Source organism: Paenibacillus sp. R14(2021) (genome assembly GCF_019431355.1).
In the GTDB taxonomy this organism is placed as follows: Bacteria; Bacillota; Bacilli; order Paenibacillales; family Paenibacillaceae; genus Paenibacillus_Z.
On record NZ_CP080269.1, the window covers coordinates 2,192,505 to 2,209,933 of the forward strand.

The 17,429-nt window shown below is 42.0% G+C and carries 18 protein-coding genes and 1 pseudogene; 2 read left to right on the forward strand and 17 right to left on the reverse strand.

Annotated features, from left to right (window positions below; genetic code table 11):
• Positions 1-167: 167 nt before the first annotated feature.
• From KXU80_RS10400 to KXU80_RS10435, 8 genes are all read right to left on the reverse strand, one after another.
• Positions 168-1,265 (reverse strand): GerAB/ArcD/ProY family transporter, encoded by a 1,098-nt coding sequence (locus tag KXU80_RS10400; protein ID WP_219838108.1) that lies wholly within the window; start codon positions 1,263-1,265, stop codon positions 168-170.
• A gap of 39 nt (positions 1,266-1,304) precedes the next feature.
• The gene (locus tag KXU80_RS10405) at positions 1,305-2,417 is read right to left on the reverse strand and encodes a Ger(x)C family spore germination protein (RefSeq protein ID WP_219838109.1); all 1,113 of its coding nucleotides are present in this window, start codon (positions 2,415-2,417) and stop codon (positions 1,305-1,307) included.
• A gap of 19 nt (positions 2,418-2,436) precedes the next feature.
• Positions 2,437-3,921 (reverse strand): spore germination protein, encoded by a 1,485-nt coding sequence (locus KXU80_RS10410; protein WP_219838110.1) that lies wholly within the window; start codon positions 3,919-3,921, stop codon positions 2,437-2,439.
• Positions 3,922-4,298: 377 nt separating this feature from the next.
• Entirely contained in the window at positions 4,299-4,937 is a 639-nt protein-coding gene (locus KXU80_RS10415) for an FMN-dependent NADH-azoreductase (protein ID WP_219838111.1), read from the reverse strand.
• 228 nt (positions 4,938-5,165) lie between these two features.
• Positions 5,166-5,840, reverse strand: a complete 675-nt coding sequence (locus tag KXU80_RS10420; RefSeq protein ID WP_219838112.1) for an NAD(P)H-dependent oxidoreductase — start codon at positions 5,838-5,840, stop codon at positions 5,166-5,168.
• 73 nt (positions 5,841-5,913) lie between these two features.
• A complete protein-coding gene (locus KXU80_RS10425) occupies positions 5,914-6,564 on the reverse strand; it encodes a peroxiredoxin-like family protein (RefSeq protein ID WP_219838113.1) in 651 nt (216 codons plus the stop codon).
• Between the two features lie 328 nt (positions 6,565-6,892).
• Positions 6,893-7,492 carry a nitroreductase family protein gene (locus tag KXU80_RS10430; protein WP_219838978.1) on the reverse strand — a complete coding sequence of 200 codons (600 nt, stop codon included), beginning with the start codon at positions 7,490-7,492 and terminating at the stop codon, positions 6,893-6,895.
• A 204-nt stretch (positions 7,493-7,696) separates the two neighbouring features.
• Positions 7,697-8,053 (reverse strand): thioredoxin domain-containing protein, encoded by a 357-nt coding sequence (locus KXU80_RS10435; RefSeq protein WP_219838114.1) that lies wholly within the window; start codon positions 8,051-8,053, stop codon positions 7,697-7,699.
• 194 nt (positions 8,054-8,247) lie between these two features.
• Here KXU80_RS10435 and KXU80_RS10440 point away from each other — a divergent pair, with 194 nt between their 5' ends.
• Positions 8,248-8,883, forward strand: coding sequence for a peroxiredoxin-like family protein (locus KXU80_RS10440; RefSeq protein ID WP_219838115.1), 636 nt, complete (start codon positions 8,248-8,250; stop codon positions 8,881-8,883).
• 203 nt (positions 8,884-9,086) lie between these two features.
• On the opposite strand, the gene KXU80_RS10445 is transcribed toward KXU80_RS10440, so the two are convergent.
• The 6 genes and pseudogenes from KXU80_RS10445 to KXU80_RS10465 all read right to left on the reverse strand — a co-directional run bounded on the left by KXU80_RS10445 (position 9,087) and on the right by KXU80_RS10465 (position 13,313).
• Entirely contained in the window at positions 9,087-9,782 is a 696-nt protein-coding gene (locus tag KXU80_RS10445; RefSeq protein WP_308858232.1) for a thioredoxin family protein, read from the reverse strand.
• A 27-nt stretch (positions 9,783-9,809) separates the two neighbouring features.
• A pseudogene (locus tag KXU80_RS28415) lies at positions 9,810-9,863 on the reverse strand (hypothetical protein); the annotation flags it as partial.
• 261 nt (positions 9,864-10,124) lie between these two features.
• A complete protein-coding gene (locus tag KXU80_RS10450) occupies positions 10,125-10,289 on the reverse strand; it encodes an aspartyl-phosphate phosphatase Spo0E family protein (protein ID WP_219838117.1) in 165 nt (54 codons plus the stop codon).
• Positions 10,290-10,301: 12 nt separating this feature from the next.
• Positions 10,302-10,961 carry an HD-GYP domain-containing protein gene (locus tag KXU80_RS10455; protein WP_219838118.1) on the reverse strand — a complete coding sequence of 220 codons (660 nt, stop codon included), beginning with the start codon at positions 10,959-10,961 and terminating at the stop codon, positions 10,302-10,304.
• 81 nt (positions 10,962-11,042) lie between these two features.
• The gene (trxB, locus tag KXU80_RS10460; protein ID WP_219838119.1) at positions 11,043-11,984 is read right to left on the reverse strand and encodes a thioredoxin-disulfide reductase; all 942 of its coding nucleotides are present in this window, start codon (positions 11,982-11,984) and stop codon (positions 11,043-11,045) included.
• Between the two features lie 87 nt (positions 11,985-12,071).
• Entirely contained in the window at positions 12,072-13,313 is a 1,242-nt protein-coding gene (locus KXU80_RS10465) for an MFS transporter (RefSeq protein ID WP_219838120.1), read from the reverse strand.
• 901 nt (positions 13,314-14,214) lie between these two features.
• Between KXU80_RS10465 and KXU80_RS10470 the strand changes: the two genes are divergently transcribed.
• Positions 14,215-14,898 (forward strand): Crp/Fnr family transcriptional regulator, encoded by a 684-nt coding sequence (locus tag KXU80_RS10470; protein ID WP_219838121.1) that lies wholly within the window; start codon positions 14,215-14,217, stop codon positions 14,896-14,898.
• Between the two features lie 453 nt (positions 14,899-15,351).
• Here the strand turns inward: KXU80_RS10470 and KXU80_RS10475 are convergent, their stop codons facing one another.
• The 3 genes from KXU80_RS10475 to KXU80_RS10485 form a co-directional block, all read right to left on the reverse strand.
• Entirely contained in the window at positions 15,352-15,690 is a 339-nt protein-coding gene (locus KXU80_RS10475; RefSeq protein ID WP_219838122.1) for an MmcQ/YjbR family DNA-binding protein, read from the reverse strand.
• 112 nt (positions 15,691-15,802) lie between these two features.
• Entirely contained in the window at positions 15,803-16,723 is a 921-nt protein-coding gene (locus KXU80_RS10480) for a DMT family transporter (RefSeq protein ID WP_258171347.1), read from the reverse strand.
• 453 nt (positions 16,724-17,176) lie between these two features.
• Positions 17,177-17,335 (reverse strand): hypothetical protein, encoded by a 159-nt coding sequence (locus KXU80_RS10485; RefSeq protein ID WP_219838123.1) that lies wholly within the window; start codon positions 17,333-17,335, stop codon positions 17,177-17,179.
• Positions 17,336-17,429: the final 94 nt, after the last annotated feature.

Sequence of the window (17,429 nt, forward strand, 5' to 3'; positions counted from 1 at the left end):
GTGCATCGTTTTTTGGTGTTCACACGAAGCACATTAGGATTGCGTTCAAGCCTCGTTCAATTCCTAAAAGTTCGATTAAAACACAAATGACCCACAAGACGGTTACTTTTTTCAAAGTGTCCATCTTACGGGCCATAGTTCGTTTGCGGATGGTATCAGCTGTGCTACTACCCCTTATTCCAATTTTTCCTTACCTGCGTGACTACGAACAGAATCGGGATATATCCATAAATAAAATAAAGTCCGACGTCTGAATAAACCTCGGAAGTCCATCGAAATATGGTATGGTCCTTTAGAAAATATTCTAATATCAGAAATCCGACCAGAAAAGCAAGCAAGCTCACGCGCGGTTTGATCTGAAAAACGGTTTTCATTCCACGGCATGCACTCCATAAGCTTAAAGATATGCCTGATAAATTTTTTAGCAACCACAAGGAAATCGCTAGATATTCTACTCTCTGGAACACAGGTCCCTCAATTATCTTGAGCATATTAAGCGTTGGCCAAGAGATTTCGCGCAGCTGCCCTTCACTGAAATACATAAACGTTATAATTATTATCATCAAATACAATAATGTAACGAAAAGTACCATCAAATGTGCCCATTTTTGAGACTTTGCCGGTGATTTAATGAATGGGTAAAAGAATAGAAGAGCTTCAAATCCCAGGAATTGATATAGCATGCTTTTAGAAGAGAGCAATATGTCGGTTATTGAATGGTTAAAAAGAGGGAACAAGTTTAACGGATGCGTATACGGCAAAACTGACAAATTCTCAGGAATTATAAAAATAAGCGCCATTAGGAATCCCAAAAAACTTAGTCCGGTAACGGCCCGAAACCCGCCTGAAACGGTATAGTATATAAACGACACCAAAATGGTGCTTATGAGTAAAATTTTTATCGATGGAAACACCCAGACTTGAATAACTTCAATATAGGCTTCGAATTCAATATAAGCTCCGAAAAAAAAATAAAGAACGATTGCGAAATTGATTATGTTCCCTGCAATTTTCCCGAAACAAGTCTTGTTGATTGCAGTTACATCTAGACCTTCTTGATTGGAACGTAAAATTTTATAAATCATCCATACGATTAATTGAATGCTAATCCCTACTAAAACAACAGAAATATAAGCATTATATCCGGCATGTTCGGCCACTTCTCGTTGGAAATTCAGAACTCCGACCCCGACCATACTGACATACATTAGAGGAACGATTAAGAAGGGAGATATTAAGTATTTTTCGTCAACAGCATTTTTCATATACGAAACACCTCACTAAACTGTACTTCCAGACATCATTCAAGCATTACCAGCATTTCCGATTTTAACCTGAACGTTTACTGTTGTTTTTATTTCTTGATAAATTTTTTCAAAATCTTGGGCACTCCATTCCTTAGACCGACTTCTTACTAAGTCGCCCAGGCCGACCGGATCAACCTTATTTTTCTTCAATAGTGAAAGGAATTTTTCAATTTCTTTTTTTAAATAAGAACCCATCGTTTTTTCAAGTTGTGTAAGCTGCTCTTCTGATCTCAAATCCACCCAATCCGGGACATTCTGAAGTTCCGTCACCAATTTCAACCGAATTGAAATAGAAGGGATTGGATGAACGTTGTTCACAATGTAGTTTGCCTTTGAATGCATGCTTCTCAATAAAATAAAATCTTCACCCTGATTGTTTGATGCTTTTCCTGCAAGTGGAACCCTGTAGTTTCCATTCTTCGAGTTCTGAATAAGCATTTTTAATAAGAAAGCGTCCTTCATGCTAATTTCGGTTATCATTCGATCACTTCTAAATAAAGCCAGACCATCGATTTTTACTTCTCCGTGACCGCCGCTTCCCGCAGCTCCTTCTCGCCCAATTTTAAAATACGGTAAAAACATGTCTCGTCCTTCACCATAATAATTAAACAAGGATTCATGAAGGTTCATTAACGGTAAATTCCCGCTTCTCATGTTTTGCTCAATCATATCCGATAAAAAAAACGGTTCTTGGGTTTTTGTAGTGATTTCCAACAGTTCCGAAGCGTCCCGCTCCACGACTCCAAGCTGAAGCCGCGATGAAATTTTAGGATCGCGGAGTAAATGATGAATTACAGTCCCAGTCCCTTTTTCTGCACTCGTTTTTCCGAATAACACCAACCTTGCCTGTCCCCTTTCAAGGGGATCATTTGTCCGCGTATTTAGTCGTGGCAGAGAAATATAAGAGTTGGATTCCGTATGTAAAACTTCTAGTTCTGTTTTTCCCTGTTCTTTAAAGTGAGAAATTAGAGCAGCGGTTTTTTTGCCATTCGCAACGGTATCAAAGCTAATTGCATGGATAAGACAAATCTGATTCACAATTTTTTGATCGGAACAAGCCGATAAAACTGTACACAAAATGATAACCAGATAAATTTTCCTCCTATACATAATGGTCCTCTTTCATCATTTATTCTTCATCTAAGTCATTTTTCTGTTTAACTGGGTTATTAGGCAAATACTTAACTGAAGATTTTGGTCTTAAATGTTGAGGTCTTTTATTCAGAATTTGAAAGGATGAACGTATAAAACTGTCTTTAAGCTCCGTAGTCCTTAAAGGAAAAATCGGAACAACGTAAGGAGCGCCTAGTGATTTTAAACGAATAATATGGACGAACAGAAAACCCACCCCTATAAATATGCCAATCCCCCCCCATATCGCTGACAGCATGATGATAGGAAAGCGTAAAAAACGTATCGTGTTTGACATCTTATATATCGGTGTCGTAAATGAAGCTAAAGCTGATAACGCGACAAGAATTAGTAAAATATTACTTGTTAAAGCTGCTTGGACCGCAGCTTGACCGATAACAATTCCTCCGACAATACCTAGAGTTTGGCCAATTTTTGTAGGTAATCTGGCCCCTGCTTCCCGAAGAAATTCAATGGTTATTTCTAAAAAAAGCACTTCAAAGAAGGGCGGAAATGGAACGTTTTGTCTGGAAAAAATAAGGGGGCCAAGCAAATCTTTTGGAATGACTTCATAATGGAATGTGGTTATCGCAACATACATTGACGTGGAAAACAGCGAAAAAATGACACCAAAGATTCGAATCAATCGAAAAAAAGAACCTAATATCCATGGCAAAAAATAATCTTCCGCGGAAATAAAAAAATCAAACAACGTAGAGGGTCCCGTAACAAAATAAGGTGATCCGTCGCTTATGACCGCGACTTGCCCGCTAATAAGTGAATACACCACTCGGTCCCTGCGTTCCGTGGATACAAATAATGGAAATGGTGTCAAAGAATTGTCTGACAGCATTTGGTCCAGTATGGACGAATCAAACACGACATCGAGATCAATATCAGTAAGCCTTTGCTCAACAGTTTGAACATGCTGTTCATTTGTCACCCCATCGATATAAATGATTGCGACTTTTGTTTTTGAAATTGTTCCAACGATAATTTCTTTTATGATCAAGTTTGGAATATTGAGTAGTTTTCTGAGCAAACCGATGTTTGTATCCAGGTCCTCTACGAAACCGACTTTAGGGCCGACGACGCTAAACTCGTTCTCCGTATCATTGTTTTCTCGCAATCCATGATTATCGGCTAAATTAACCAATGCACACTTTTGATCGTTCTCATGAAGTTGAACGATCGCATAACCTTTCAGCAGTTTGGATTGAATATTTGTCAACTCGTCGGTAATCTCTATATCATTAATGGGAATCCAGGCCTTTATATCCTCGATTACTTTGATTTCGGAATCCAATGAGCGATTTTGCATCACAAGAATCAAATGCTGCTGCATCCATTTCGCATCGATTAAGGTACTATAATAGAAAATACTCACTTCTTGTTTACCAAGTAAAATCACTGTTGTCTTAAAGTCACTCGATTGTCCGGATAATTTTAATAATTGATCGAGGTTTTTAAATTCTGTTTTCATTACGAATAAACCCCTTCTGGATAAAGCCTCCAAATGTTCTTTATGCCACTGTGTTATTTTTTGTAAAAAGATCTTTTTTTATACATAGGTGGAATCACAATAAAAATGACTGATCAAGGACGGCGAGCATTGATCTGTACTCGTTCAGTCGGGCCGTTGGATATAGCGTTCGCGCGATAGATACGGATAAAGAAGCTAGGTATGCCAAAGAGCCCTCCTTTATGTAAGGGAGGGCAGCTAGCTCAAGTTATTTCGAGAATAAACGGCAAATGAGTGGAAAAGATGGTGATCAGCAAGCTGTGGCAACTGTTCAAACAGATGCTGTAGGTAAGTTTGGAAACAGCGCCACGAGCTGGGGGGTGAAATCGACATCGTGACTAAAAAGTCATCGCATGCTTTTCTGCATCCGATATACCCTTGCGAATAATTTCATCTGCTCGCTCTCGGTCAAAATCATGTCCTTCCACATATAGTACTTCTACATTATGAATACCTATGATGTTAAGCACTTGTTTTAAATACGGGTGACTATGATCCATTTTCGTTAAAGGTCCTTGCGAGTAAATACCGCCGCTAACTTGAATATGAATGGCTTTTTTACCTATTAAATGTCCGACAGGACCATTTTCGGTGTAATGAAATGTTTTTCCGGCCACCACAATGGAATCGATAAATGCTTTTAATCGTGGTGGAATGCTCCAGTTCCACATAGGAGATACAAATACGTATTTATCAGCGCTCGTTACTCGATCTATAAATTGATTTAAAGCATTCATTTTTTGCTGTTCGACTTGACTCAACTCTGAAAATGGCATTCCCCTTCGACGCATTTTCTCCCAACTGTTAAGGATATCGCGATCCACGATTGGAAATTCCTCTTCATATAAATTTATTTCCTGAATCTCATCGTTTGCATGAGTTTCGCAATAAGCTTTAAGAAAAGCTTGTCCTACTCGATGACCAACTGAGCTTTCAATTGATTTTGGATTAGCAGTAATATATAGAACTTGTGCCATATTAAATCAAACGCTCCCTTTTCTTAAATTGATGAAATCCCAAAGGCGCAGACATTTCTTGTGAGCGGCCGTTACATCTTGTACTAAACGTTCTTTTCGCAATTCCCCAAAGAATCCTACCCGTTAGCACTATAAAAAAGGAGTTGCCGCACCCGCAGCAACCCCTTCTTAAACTTGAGTACCTGTTAGTGAATATGTCCCCTGATGCTGAGAAATATCATCTTAAATTTATCGCCATTCAACAATCTCATCGAGATGTTGTCTTGTTTGTGGACGTTTGGGATCCTTTTCACGATATCCGAAAGCGGCCATACAGGCTACACCGAAATCGTCGCCGTTAATGATACCCTCATTTTGTAAAATAGCGGTCACCTGCTTTCTATCAAACCCTTCGATCGGACAGGAATCAATACCGATTTGAGCCGCGGCTGTCATCATGTTTCCCAGTGCTATATAGGTTTGTCTGATTGACCATTCAAAAATGAGACGGTCATTATCTTCGAGTTCTGTTTCGACGAAAGATTTGTAGAAATCGTACCAATCTTTCACAACTTCTTCAGGCATATGGTGAATGTCTTTCCACATTTTGTTCACGTGAACCGAGTCAGGCCGTAAGCCTTCTTCTCTTCTGGCCAATATAACTACAAAATGGCTGGCAGTTGGCAGTTGTCCCGTGGCACCGCCGGATACAGGTTTTAATTTTTCGCGAAGAGCTGCATTCTGGATCACGACAAACTTCCACGGCTCGAAGCCAAATGAACTTGGGGACAATCTTCCTGTCTCCAAAATAAAGTGAAAATCTTCATCCGAAATCTTTTTGTTGGTATCAAATGCCTTGCAAGCATGTCTGAACTGGTAAGCTTTTAAAATTTCTTCCTTGGTCATTGTCATTGTCATTGTCATGATATATTCTCCTTCTTAACTAACATTTAATATAGATGCATAGCTGCCCCATGTACAATAGCCGCAAAAATCGTTATAGCTTTTTCAGCTCTCGCAAAATTTCCTCCGGGCTTTGACGCTGCATGAAATTCGGATTGACATAGGAGGATCGAATAATGGCGCTCTCATCAATCATGAACGTAGCCGGAACCGGCAAAACCCATTTCGAGGTATTGTTGTACTCCACAAGATCGACTCCGATACCTTCCATGAGTTCCCTTACTCCCTGCGGAACATCGAAGAGCAGATTGTACTTGGCCGTTACCAAGCCGTTCGGATCGCTAAGGACTTGGAATTCCAATCCTTCCTTTTCCTGAAGGGATAACGAATGATCCGGCTTTTGCGGGCTAATCGCTATAAGCTGCGCTCCAATCGCCTTGATTTCAGGCAATATCTGCTGGTAAGCCTTTAATTGCATATTACAAAAAGGACACCATCCACCGCGATAGAATACCAGCACAACCGGCCCTTTCGCGAGCTCTTCATATAAAATTACATCCTGGCCTAGTGCGTTTGTTAATTTAAAGTCCACCGCTTTTTCGCCTAGTTGCTTCCCGGAAGCGATCCCCGATTTCTGAAGTTCCTCAATCATCTGACCGATCTTGATCTGCGCTTCAATCGGCGCATTGGCCTTAAACTGCTGCGCAGCCGCTTCCAGCTGTTCGGTTAAATTTTGGTTGCTCATCGTTCAAAAACCTCCAATATGATGTGATAGCTTGATTATAATCTTTAAAAAAATGGAATTCTGTAATGTCGTTTACAGTAGTAACAATGTCCGATTTTGCCGATGAGCGAGCTTTCTAAGGAGTGTGACGTAAAGATATCTCGAATACCAGTTCAACTTGCGGTTACAATACTTGAAGAAAATACTCTTCGAAACTCTACACATTGAAAAAGCAAAGACCACTGGATTTCCGGTGGTCTTTGCTTTTACTTTAAGGACATATGTCGAAAATTTCCATTTAAATCCCACATCCGAAGCCAGAAATGACCGGGCCTTGGGGGGGTTAATTTTATTTAAAAACTTTTATACGTTCTTGTACCGGATTAAATTTCTTTTCACCTGCTGGGGCAGACGGTTTACCGAACGGCATTTGGGCGATCAGTTTCCAGCTTTCCGGCAACTTCCATTCTGCTTTTACCCGTTCATCAATCAATGGATTGTAATGCTGCAGGTTTGCACCCAGCCCTTCAGCCTCCAGCGCCATCCAGATCACCAATTGATGCATTCCACTTGTGTGATGTGACCAAATCGGGAAGTGTTCTTGGTAAGATGGGAATTTTTCCATAAATATATCAATAACCGACTGATCTTCAAAGAAAAGCACTGTACCGTATCCGTTCCGAAATCCGTTCAATTTCTCATGGGTGGAAGAAAATCGTTCGGCCGAAACCACTGTTTTGAGAACTTCGTTCGTAATATCCCATAACTTGTTATGTTGTTCACCCAAGAGCAGAACAACTCGGGTCGTTTGATTGTTGAACGCCGATGGTGTATGTTTAACGGTTTCCTCGATTATTTCTTGGATTCTTTGATCCGAAATTGGTGATTCTTTGCTAATTCCATAAATCGAGCGCCGTTCGCGTAGTGCTGTAAATAAATCTTTCTCCAAGGTTTTCATGATACCTCTCCTTACCGTATTTTTTGATTTTCAATTTTCCAAGTTCCTATGTCCATGGGACCCCGTTTATTGAAAGGGGCGTCGTCCTTTATGCACATAATTTTATTATAATCATTACAAAAAAAAGTTATGTAAAGTCAATTACATACTTGAATTGATATAGTCTCATACTTCGGAAATTTGCGAACCTCAAACCTAATGAAGGGAACGAAGAATAATGACCAAATTGAACGAAACCAAACTGTCAAAAACGAGCGTCGTCGCGCGGAAACCACAGGTCGCTTTAATATCGAACGTCTGGCTCGTCTTTAGCCGCGCCAAAAGTCGTTTGTTTTTGTGTACAATCCGTGTGTACCTTGTTTGCCATGTGCGGTTGGCTTCGTTTAAACATTTTACAAGTATGCGGGCAAAGCCACCAGGATAAAAAATGAGAATAACCAGCCCTTTAGCGAGTTCATCGTACACGATATTTTGGCCCAAAGCATTGGGTAATTTAAAATCCCGAGCTTTTTGACCGGTCATCAGTCCGGAAGCAGTGCCGGTTTTCTGCAACTCCTATATCATCAGTCCAAACTTGATTTGCGCTTAAAGTCGTATTGTTGTTCCGCGGCGTCCATTGGTTCTGTCAAATTTATAAATGACATGGCAACAGAATGTACTAAACATCTGTAAACTTCTTTACATAAGCACGAATTTATAAATGATATATTGTTGTCGGATTCAACATTTCGAAGGAGTGAAAAAAGATGGGGTTAACTTTAAAAATGGAATTGGAAGCACAAGCTAAAATCAATTCAAGCAACCCGAACGCAGCTGCAACGTTTGAAAAGTACTTATTGTATCTTCGCAGCCAGGATGCTGGAAAGGGATTAAACATTGGTGATGTTGCGCCAGATTTCACGCTGGAAGATGCAACTGGCAATTGGATTACGTTATCGGAGCAATTAATTAAAGGACCGGTAATTCTTATTTTTTACAGAGGTCAGTGGTGTCCCTTCTGCAATCTGCAATTAAAAGCCTATGAGCGTATTATGGGCCTCATCAATTTGGCAGGTGCAACGCTCATCGCCGTCAGTCCACAAACACCCGATCATTCCCTAACGCTAAAGGAAAAGCATGAGTTGAGCTATTCTGTATTGAGTGATCGTCATAACAAAGTGGCTGAAGCCTATAATTTAAAGATCACTTTGCCCGAGTTCATGCGGGAGAATGTAAATATGCTTCCTCAATTCAATGAAGATGATTCATTTGAACTACCCGTTCCTGCAACGTACATCATCGATATGAATGGTCGAATCGTCGCGGGCGTTTCCGATTTCAATCACAGAACAAGAATGGAGCCAACAGAAGCATTAGAAATCATCCTTCGTTATAAGCAATAATTTTATTGTCAGTTTCGCTTCTCGCCTTCCCTTTTCGGGATCCGATTTTAATGCTCCAAATATAACTGACCAAGCATATTCTATTTTCATTCGATCTTCTGTTCCTGGCACGATTCGAGCGGGACCTCAAAGTTATATATTTACAATAAAGAATGAGCCTCTCAGATGATGAGGGCTCATTCTTTTTATGCTGCTATTTCGATTCACAAAGGAAAGGTAGTAAATAAATCTCTTAATTCATGAAGGATAACTTCCTGATATTCGTTGCTAACTTGATAGAGCTCACCGATCTTCGCATATGTTTGGTTCAATTTTTCCTTATAATCGGCTGCCTGTTTGTTCGGATTGTTCTTTTTAAACTGATCCATCACAGCTTGAATATAAGCTGGACGCGCCCCCCATCTGCCTAGAACATCTCCCGACGCATTCAAGAAAACCGTGATCGGTTGATTACGTCCGCCATCCGTGAGAAAGAGGTCCATGGTCTCCAAATGCTCTTCCATGAGCAACACTTCAGTGGAAATGCGGCTCTGCTCCATCACTCGAAACAGTAAGGGAACGTTCCAGATGACGTCCGGGCACCAATCTGTGCATAGAATCAAACAGTGCAGGTCGGAGCGACTGTCTAAACTGGTAAAGAATAATTTCTGATCTTCTTGCGCCCATGTGAAATTATCGTAGATGGAGATGAATTTTTCTTTGGTATTCATGATTTTGCTGTTTTCCATGTTCCGATTCTTCATTCCATCAATGAACTGTTGCGGCGAAATCCCTTGACCGATTTTGTGTTTTAAATTCAATCGTGCTTCCATTTCTTCACGCACCCTCTTCATTATTTTTGGGATACTGCGGACCTTCTTCAGATCCTCCTTCGGTATAAGAAGCGCTGCCGAGTTCATGCAATAACGCAACCCGCCTCTATCCTGCGGTCCATCGACAAAGACATGGCCCAAATGTGAATCACCTTCTTGGCTCCTCACATAGTTTGATTATAATTCTAAAGAAATCGGAGTTCTGTAAAATAGATGACAGATGCCGATTCTGTTGGCATGGTAATTTGTAAACTAAACCATCAAGTACCATTGAGTATCATGCAATTTTAATTTGTCCTGGCTGGCTGGAGAAAATCCACACAGTCATCAAATCTGCTTTAATCCTCTAGATGCCAAAATTGCCCTAGAATCGTATTAAAATCACATTAAGCGGTATGTAATAACCTCAAGTATGGCGGTTTATAACGCTTACTTAAGTATCCGATGATATTCCATAATTAATTCATCTAGTTTTTGAGAGAGTTGTAACAAAGCATGGTCTGTTAAATTAAATCTGTTTTGAGCCGCGGCGTTGTTGAGAGATTCTTTAAGTGATTCAATTTTTTCAACAATTGACTTGAGCTCGGATCCCATTACTATCGCCTCCTACTTGGAATTGCCGATAAGTACCTTACGTTCCTTCGGGATATCTGAGCGATTATTGAGAAAGGACTTGAGAAGGCATGTGTAATTTCTATTGAATTGATCATCGTATTGAAGCAAAAATTCAATAATCTCTTTGTCGCTTAGACAATTTGAGCGGTATCTTCGCGGCAACCTTAATGCTGAATAGATATCGGAGATAGCCGCAATACACCCAATTTCACTTTGATTCGCGGAGCCATGAGGGTAGCCGCTGCCATCAAGTCTTTCATGGTGTGAGTAGCAAAAATGAAGGATATCCGAACCGAAGTCAAGTTGTTTTAACGCGTCATGCCCGACCTTCACATGTTCAACAACCAACGTTCTTTCTTCAACGTTCAGACGTTGTGATGATTTCAAAATACTATCCGGCATTGACAACTTTCCTATGTCATGCAGCAAACCTGCGAGAAACATCCGTTCTGCATTACAGGAGGGAAGACGAATGTTTATGGTTAAGTGGTAGGCAATAAATGCAACAACCAGGGAATGATTCGCGGTTTCCGGATCACGGCAATTCATGGAAACGAACAGCGCCTTGCCTTTCTCCCACTCCTGATCACCTTTGTACATACTGAACAACTGAAGAAACAAAGATTGAGAGTCCAGCAAAACATCGTCCATGTGGCACCTCCAAGCAAGAATGGAAAAAATATTCTTTTGCTTATTTAATTAGTCCATAGCGTATCCATGCATAATGCCCGTCTATTTCCTGATCAACCTATCGGAGATTTCTTCTAAAAATCGTTCGCAGTCCATCGCAGCAATTGCTCCACTTCCGGCCGAAGTAATCGCTTGCCGGTAATGAGGATCCTGTACGTCACCGCAAGCGAATACGCCTGGAATACTGGTTTCCGATGTTCTGGGCTTTACAATCAAGTATCCTTGTCTATCGGTCAGAAGCTGTCCGTCAAGAAACTCGGTATTCGGATGATGGCCAATCGCAACGAAAATTCCGTCCGCTTCGAAGATTTCTTCGTCGCCGGTTTGGTTATCGCGCACCTTAAGTCCTGACACTCCCTTCTCGCCCGGGATAACCTCGAGAGGTGTTCGATCTAAACTCCATTCGATTTTTTCATTTTGCCGTGCTCGATCCTGCATGATTTGAGAAGCTTTCAGTTGGTTTCTTCTGTGCACGACACGGACTTCTTTGGCGAACCTCGTCAAGAAATGCGCTTCTTCCATCGCGGAATCGCCTCCGCCTACAACGATTACCTTTTTGCCTCGAAAGAAGAAGCCGTCGCATGTAGCGCAAGTGCTCACGCCTCTTCCGACATATTCATGCTCGTTCGGTATGTGAAGTAAATTCGCGGTCGCCCCTGTCGAGAGGATGACACTCTCGGAGATAAGCGTCTCACCGCTTTCCAAGAACAAACGAAACGGACGGCTCTGCAGATCTACTCGGCTCACCCGACCGGATTTAAACTTGGCTCCGAATCGCTCCGCTTGTTTTCGCATATTATCCATCAGATCCGTTCCCAAAATGCCGTCTGGAAAGCCGGGGAAGTTTTCAACTTCTGTAGTCGTAGTCAGTTGTCCGCCAGGTTGGGTACCTTCGATAACAAGAGGCTCCAGATTCGCCCTTGCCAGGTAGATCGCTGCAGTTAATCCGGCTGGGCCAGTACCGATTACAATTGTTTTGTACATGATAACCACTCCTCAGTATGTTTGTAAGCTTGATCATAACTACGATTTCATGTTCGTTCGAACGTTCCGACGAAATAGCCCCATCCGTTAGGATTGTAAGGCCTGCGAACCCGTCTTGGATGGAAGATCTTCCGCCTGAGTTTGCGTTCCGTTTCTGGCAGCATAGTACCGAGCAAACCTTACGGAGTAACCCAACATGTAGAGAACCACCAGGGAAGCGAGAACATTCAGGACGATCAGGGACACGTACAAGTCAAATAAGTAGCTTAGGAGACCGACTCCCACGATGGGAACAATAAATCCGATGTAACCCGCAAAGTAATAAGTCGTTATCACCTTAGGCCGCTCCGATGCATTCGGAAGCTCGCCGGCCAGTCGCAGGCTCATCTGGAACGTCCAACCGCTGCCCAGCGCCTGAACGAGCACACCGATCCACATTAGGCTTATGCTTCCCGACGTCCCGGAGAGAACGACAAGCCAGGCTCCGCAAGCCAATAAAGCGATACCGATCCTTAGGCGTACGACCGGCTGTTTGAACAAAGGCAGCATTTGCATCATCGTGCCGCCACCCATAAGCAGCAGAATCAGTAGACCGGACACGGCAAGGTTGGAAGTGTGAATCACGTTTTTCACGAACGAGGGAATCAGAGAGAGAATGGTTCCGTTCAAGGTAAACAGCGTGAAAACGGGCAGCGCACTGAACGACCAGAAATGAGGCTTAATGTCGTTAGACACCCCGAGCGAGATCGATGCCGTCGCCGCTCGACGGCGTTCCTTCCGGGCTTGAAAATCCTCGTCCTGCAACGTTTCCAGGCCGAACCAAGCGCTCAGCAGCAGAACGGTCAAAAGCCAAAACGGCGCGCGCAGCGGCATCAGATGCAGATACTCGATGACCAAACCGGCCAAGGCAGGTCCTAGACCGAAACCAACGGAAACGGCCATACCCGATAACAGAATCGCTTTGCCCGCTTTCTCTTTGGACGTTTGCTTCAGCAAGAACGCAACTGCGGTGCCCGTAAAGCTTCCATAAGCGATTCCTTCCAGCATTCTCGCCCCGTAAACGAGCCAGGCCTGCTGGCTTGCCATAAAGAGAAGGGTGGCCAGAATCGACAACAGGATGCTGATACGAAGAACCCGCTTCAATCCCCAACCGCTTCCTCTGGAGCCGACAATGAGCAAAGTGGGCAGCAACAAGACCGCATACATAGCGAATAAAATGGTGATTTGCAGACTGCTTAATCGGTACTGCTCCTGATACAGCGGAAATAAAGGCGACGTAAAGGAAGTTCCGGTGGACATCATGAAGATGACCCATAACATTTTCTTCATAGAGAACGACCTCGCTTTAATTGCATGATGATTTTATTGCAAGTTTTTACTGAGGACCGGATGGCATTCGCCGTACCGGTCCTCTATCCCAATAAGCGGCAATCTCTCCGGAGTCAATCACGCCATTCGCGGTCGATAGCCTCCAGTGTCTACCTCATACATCCGCTTCAGCCACACGCTCCGCCAACGCATTGACCTCTTCAAGCCGTATACGCGGAGATTTTACGAGAGCTAAAAAAGCTGTTGCATCCATTCATTCGGAGTGGCCTTAAACTACTATGTCGCCGCTTCCAGGTGTTCGGTTAAATTTTGGTTGCTCATTGTTCTGAAACCGCCAATATCGAATGATAGCTAGATTGTAATTCTAAAAAAATCGGAATTCTGTAATGTAGTTTACCGTTCTCCTGAAATTGTGAATGACGGTAGAACAATGTAATGTAAATAACGGTGGCAGAAGAAAATTCGCTCGATAACTTTGGTGATGCCGGGACCCGAATAATAGAGGATTGGATGATTTTAGGATCGGTACGTGTTGATCATAACTACATAACCAATTGACATCTGTAAACTATATTACAGAATCATTAATTTATATTTGCTACATTGTTACGATGAAAGACTAAAAAATAAAGGAGCGATAGGTGAAACCAATATTGAAGGCGGATAAGAATTGGAAATTCAGGCGAACATAAACTCAAACATTGCGCGCAGCTGCCGTGCAAAGTGACTGAAATGTATAACTTTTGCTTTAAGCATGTTACCGAAACGTCTTTATAATTGAGAAGCCTAGGATACATTTTGACATCATTAGTCTTTTAAAGCATGATGAATGGACAAAGACTTCTATAAGATGGACATCATTTTCCCTAAAATGGAGGATTATTAAATGGAGGAATACCAAATGAATAAATTATGGTATTTATCTCAAATCAGCATTTTTGAAGAAATGACCAATGAAGAAATGAAGGAAATTGATTTACTAAATACCATTCGCCATTTCAATTGGGTACCGAAAGACGCATTGGTTCAAACACCTGATACTATTCTCGAAGGTCTTTCTTTCGTCAAAAAAGGCAAGCTAAAAGTATATAAATTAAATGACAGTGGGAAACAGTTCACTCTAGGTATATTGACTCATGGGAACATGTTTGGAGAAATCAATTCCTTTTCTTTTGGCACTAAGGATGTTTACATTGAAGCCATAGAACCAACTCTGGTTTGCTCAATATCCGAAGCACAATTCGACCGGCTAATGATAAGCAGACCGAATCTGGCGTTGAAGTTTCTAAAAGCGGTCAGTGAACGGTTGAAGGAAAGAGAAGAACAGTTAGAACAAATTGCATTTAACGGTCTCCGCGAACGGGTGATTCATCTGTTGACGATGCTTAGTTCAAAATTTGGTATCATCGTAGATGGTTATGCTTTAATCGATCTCCCTCTTACGCACCAAGAGATAGCCAACATGCTTGGTGTAACTCGGGAAGCCGTCAGTGGAGTCATGAGTGGGCTTGTGAAGGATGGAGTAATCAAAACGTCTCGTAAGTCTGTTCAGGTAGATGCCGCGATGCTAACCCGATCCGAATAACCTTAACAAAGGGCGGCTGCAGACGCAGTCGCTCTTTTTAGATAAATAAAATTTCAATTAGACACGCCCCTATCGTTGTGAATCATTTCGATTTCAGCATCCGTCTACGGGTATTCCGGACTGTGGGATGAATGGACCTCGGCCTTGGGTCCGATTGTGATTGAATAAGGGACGCCTTTAGGGGGCACCTTCATTTTAAATACAATTTTTTTGTTTCTATATGGTACCTCATTCGGTTTTATCAAAGGAAATTTTTGCGGGGCCGCTTTCAACATCAAATTTAGGCATATAAAAACCGGAAGTGAGCGCCTCCGGTCGTTTTTATATATGAAAGGCTATATGAGCCTGCAAGCGCATCACTTCAGACTTGCAATCGCCTACGCATTGAGCTGCACTTAATCATGGTGATGAAGAGGAAATGAAATAGCTCAATCGATTTCTCGCGATATTAATCTAAATAGACTCCCGGATATTCTTAGGAAGGCTTTTAACAACCAAATTGTAAGAGTGGTCAATCATTTCAAAGATATCCGACTCTGGCAAAGAACCCTCGAGAATAATCGAATTCCAGTGATGTTTGTTCATATGATACCCCGGTCGAACGTCCTCATGCTGTTCTCTCAAGTTTTGTGAAATCACCGGATCGCATTTTAGGTTCAAGAACCCTTTTCCCTCATAAAAAAGAGCGAATATTTTACCTTCAATTTTTATCGCGAGTGGATCGGATCCCAAGGGATAATCCTTTATCGCTCCTTTTTTGTTAAGACAGTATTCGATGAAATTATTTTTCAAACCCGCTCATCTCCTTCGTTAATGACATCGTATAGTCCATGCCGCTAACCTAAACCGTGGGCAAGGATCTTCAGTTTTTATAAAAAGTGATTATTGAAGTTGGTCACGGATTTTAAATTGTTTCCTTCAGGCCTAGCTGTTGAGCGACGGGAGATACCTTTTTTCGTTTTATTGCAATCAATAACATACCGGAAATCGTCATGACTCCCCCGAGCATCTGCGACATCTCCAAAGCATGTCCCAAGATAACCGAAATAATTGCTGTAAAGACAGGAATCAGATTCATCGTTATGCCGGCCTTGCTCGCACCTAGCTTCTTAACACCTTGATTCCAAAATATAAACGAACCGACTGACGGGAACACCCCCATGTATATAACTCCTACGATCCCCAAAGAAGTGATTTTGTCGGAGTGAATCGGATGGAAAAATAAAAAAGGAATCATTAGAATAGCACCGACCAGCGCAATCATCGCAACCAATGTCACAGGCGGAATACCTTTTGCTTTTTTTAGAAGCAATGAATAAGCAGCCCAACATAAGACAGCGAATAGCATGATTGCATCGCCCTCGTTATACGGAGTGTGAAACAACTGCAGCAGGTTACCTCTCGTTAACACAATCATAACACCAATAAACGAGATGATTAATCCAATGAACTGGAAGGCACTTACTTTTTCTCTCAGGAAAATCAACGAAAAGAGCATAATCAAACCAGGTGCAAGGGTAGTAAATAAAGCACTATTCGTCGCAGATGTGAACTGCAATGAAGCATAAGAGAGATAGGTGTAGAGCACAATGGATAAAGCAGCTAGCAGAATGATCAACACCCAGTTATTCCTCCAGATTTGATACCATGAAGGCTTCTCAATAAATTGGGCAATGGGAATAAGAAGAATTAGTCCAACAACCCACCTTAGAAAAACTGTCCATTCAGCAGGAAATTCATCTACAATCAATTTTCCAAAAATGATATTACCGGCCCAAAACAGATTAGCCCCGATCAGAAATGTCCAAGCCTTATAATTCACCATATTTTTCACCTTCACTTTTTTTTGTTTTGCAGATTAACTTTGTACTATTTACTTCGAACTATAAGTGAACCGGATAAATTTATAAATTAAATATACCCATAACTAAAAAAAAGGTATGTAAAGTAAATTACATACTTGAATCGTAGATGTATTTTGTAAAATGTTGTATAAGTACAATAAACTTCTTTGCTCAACTATCAACATTAGGATTTAACATACCGACACCCTATGGCGCGGCTTGCTTCTTCTGGTCTGTTTGCTCTCCGGGAAGTGGCAAGGAAAGCTGATGCTTAGCCTTTCCTCCGTTTCATGCGCTCAGCCGCTCTCCATGATGCTTTAATATAAAAAAGAGGCACAGCCTCCTCAATATTCTGAGGGCTGTGCCTTTGTTTGATCAAACAGGTTTTTTCAGTGGCTCGCGATGAAGCTGTCTCCTTTTGAACACAATTCGAGTTACTGCTGCTGCTGGATGAGGAAAGCGGTGTCCCGGTAGATCCGGGCCGCAATGTCGGTTGTGCTGGTCGTCTTCGTCATCCACAGCCGGACAGACCTTGCTTCCGGCAGGTCGGTCGTATGCTCGGTCAGCCCCTTCTTATTTGCGCGAAAAGTCAATGACGTCCCTCCAGTTCACTTTAACGTCGCTGAGCTGGATTTTACGTATTCATGCTGACCGCTTCGCCGCCAAGCTCAGCATGCGAGATCGCAA

What these genes read in the sequence shown, in the direction of transcription:
- KXU80_RS10400 (WP_219838108.1), bottom strand. Translation starts at nt 1,265, where the DNA reads ATGAAAAATGCTGTTGACGAAAAATACTTAATATCTCCCTTCTTAATC.
- KXU80_RS10405 (WP_219838109.1), bottom strand. Translation starts at nt 2,417, where the DNA reads ATGTATAGGAGGAAAATTTATCTGGTTATCATTTTGTGTACAGTTTTA.
- KXU80_RS10410 (WP_219838110.1), bottom strand. Translation starts at nt 3,921, where the DNA reads ATGAAAACAGAATTTAAAAACCTCGATCAATTATTAAAATTATCCGGA.
- KXU80_RS10415 (WP_219838111.1), bottom strand. Translation starts at nt 4,937, where the DNA reads ATGGCACAAGTTCTATATATTACTGCTAATCCAAAATCAATTGAAAGC.
- KXU80_RS10420 (WP_219838112.1), bottom strand. Translation starts at nt 5,840, where the DNA reads ATGACAATGACAATGACAATGACCAAGGAAGAAATTTTAAAAGCTTAC.
- KXU80_RS10425 (WP_219838113.1), bottom strand. Translation starts at nt 6,564, where the DNA reads ATGAGCAACCAAAATTTAACCGAACAGCTGGAAGCGGCTGCGCAGCAG.
- KXU80_RS10440 (WP_219838115.1), top strand. Translation starts at nt 8,248, where the DNA reads ATGGGGTTAACTTTAAAAATGGAATTGGAAGCACAAGCTAAAATCAAT.
- KXU80_RS10445 (WP_308858232.1), bottom strand. Translation starts at nt 9,782, where the DNA reads ATGAACTCGGCAGCGCTTCTTATACCGAAGGAGGATCTGAAGAAGGTC.
- KXU80_RS10450 (WP_219838117.1), bottom strand. Translation starts at nt 10,289, where the DNA reads ATGGGATCCGAGCTCAAGTCAATTGTTGAAAAAATTGAATCACTTAAA.
- KXU80_RS10455 (WP_219838118.1), bottom strand. Translation starts at nt 10,961, where the DNA reads ATGGACGATGTTTTGCTGGACTCTCAATCTTTGTTTCTTCAGTTGTTC.
- trxB (WP_219838119.1), bottom strand. Translation starts at nt 11,984, where the DNA reads ATGTACAAAACAATTGTAATCGGTACTGGCCCAGCCGGATTAACTGCA.
- KXU80_RS10465 (WP_219838120.1), bottom strand. Translation starts at nt 13,313, where the DNA reads ATGAAGAAAATGTTATGGGTCATCTTCATGATGTCCACCGGAACTTCC.
- KXU80_RS10470 (WP_219838121.1), top strand. Translation starts at nt 14,215, where the DNA reads ATGAATAAATTATGGTATTTATCTCAAATCAGCATTTTTGAAGAAATG.
- KXU80_RS10480 (WP_258171347.1), bottom strand. Translation starts at nt 16,723, where the DNA reads ATGGTGAATTATAAGGCTTGGACATTTCTGATCGGGGCTAATCTGTTT.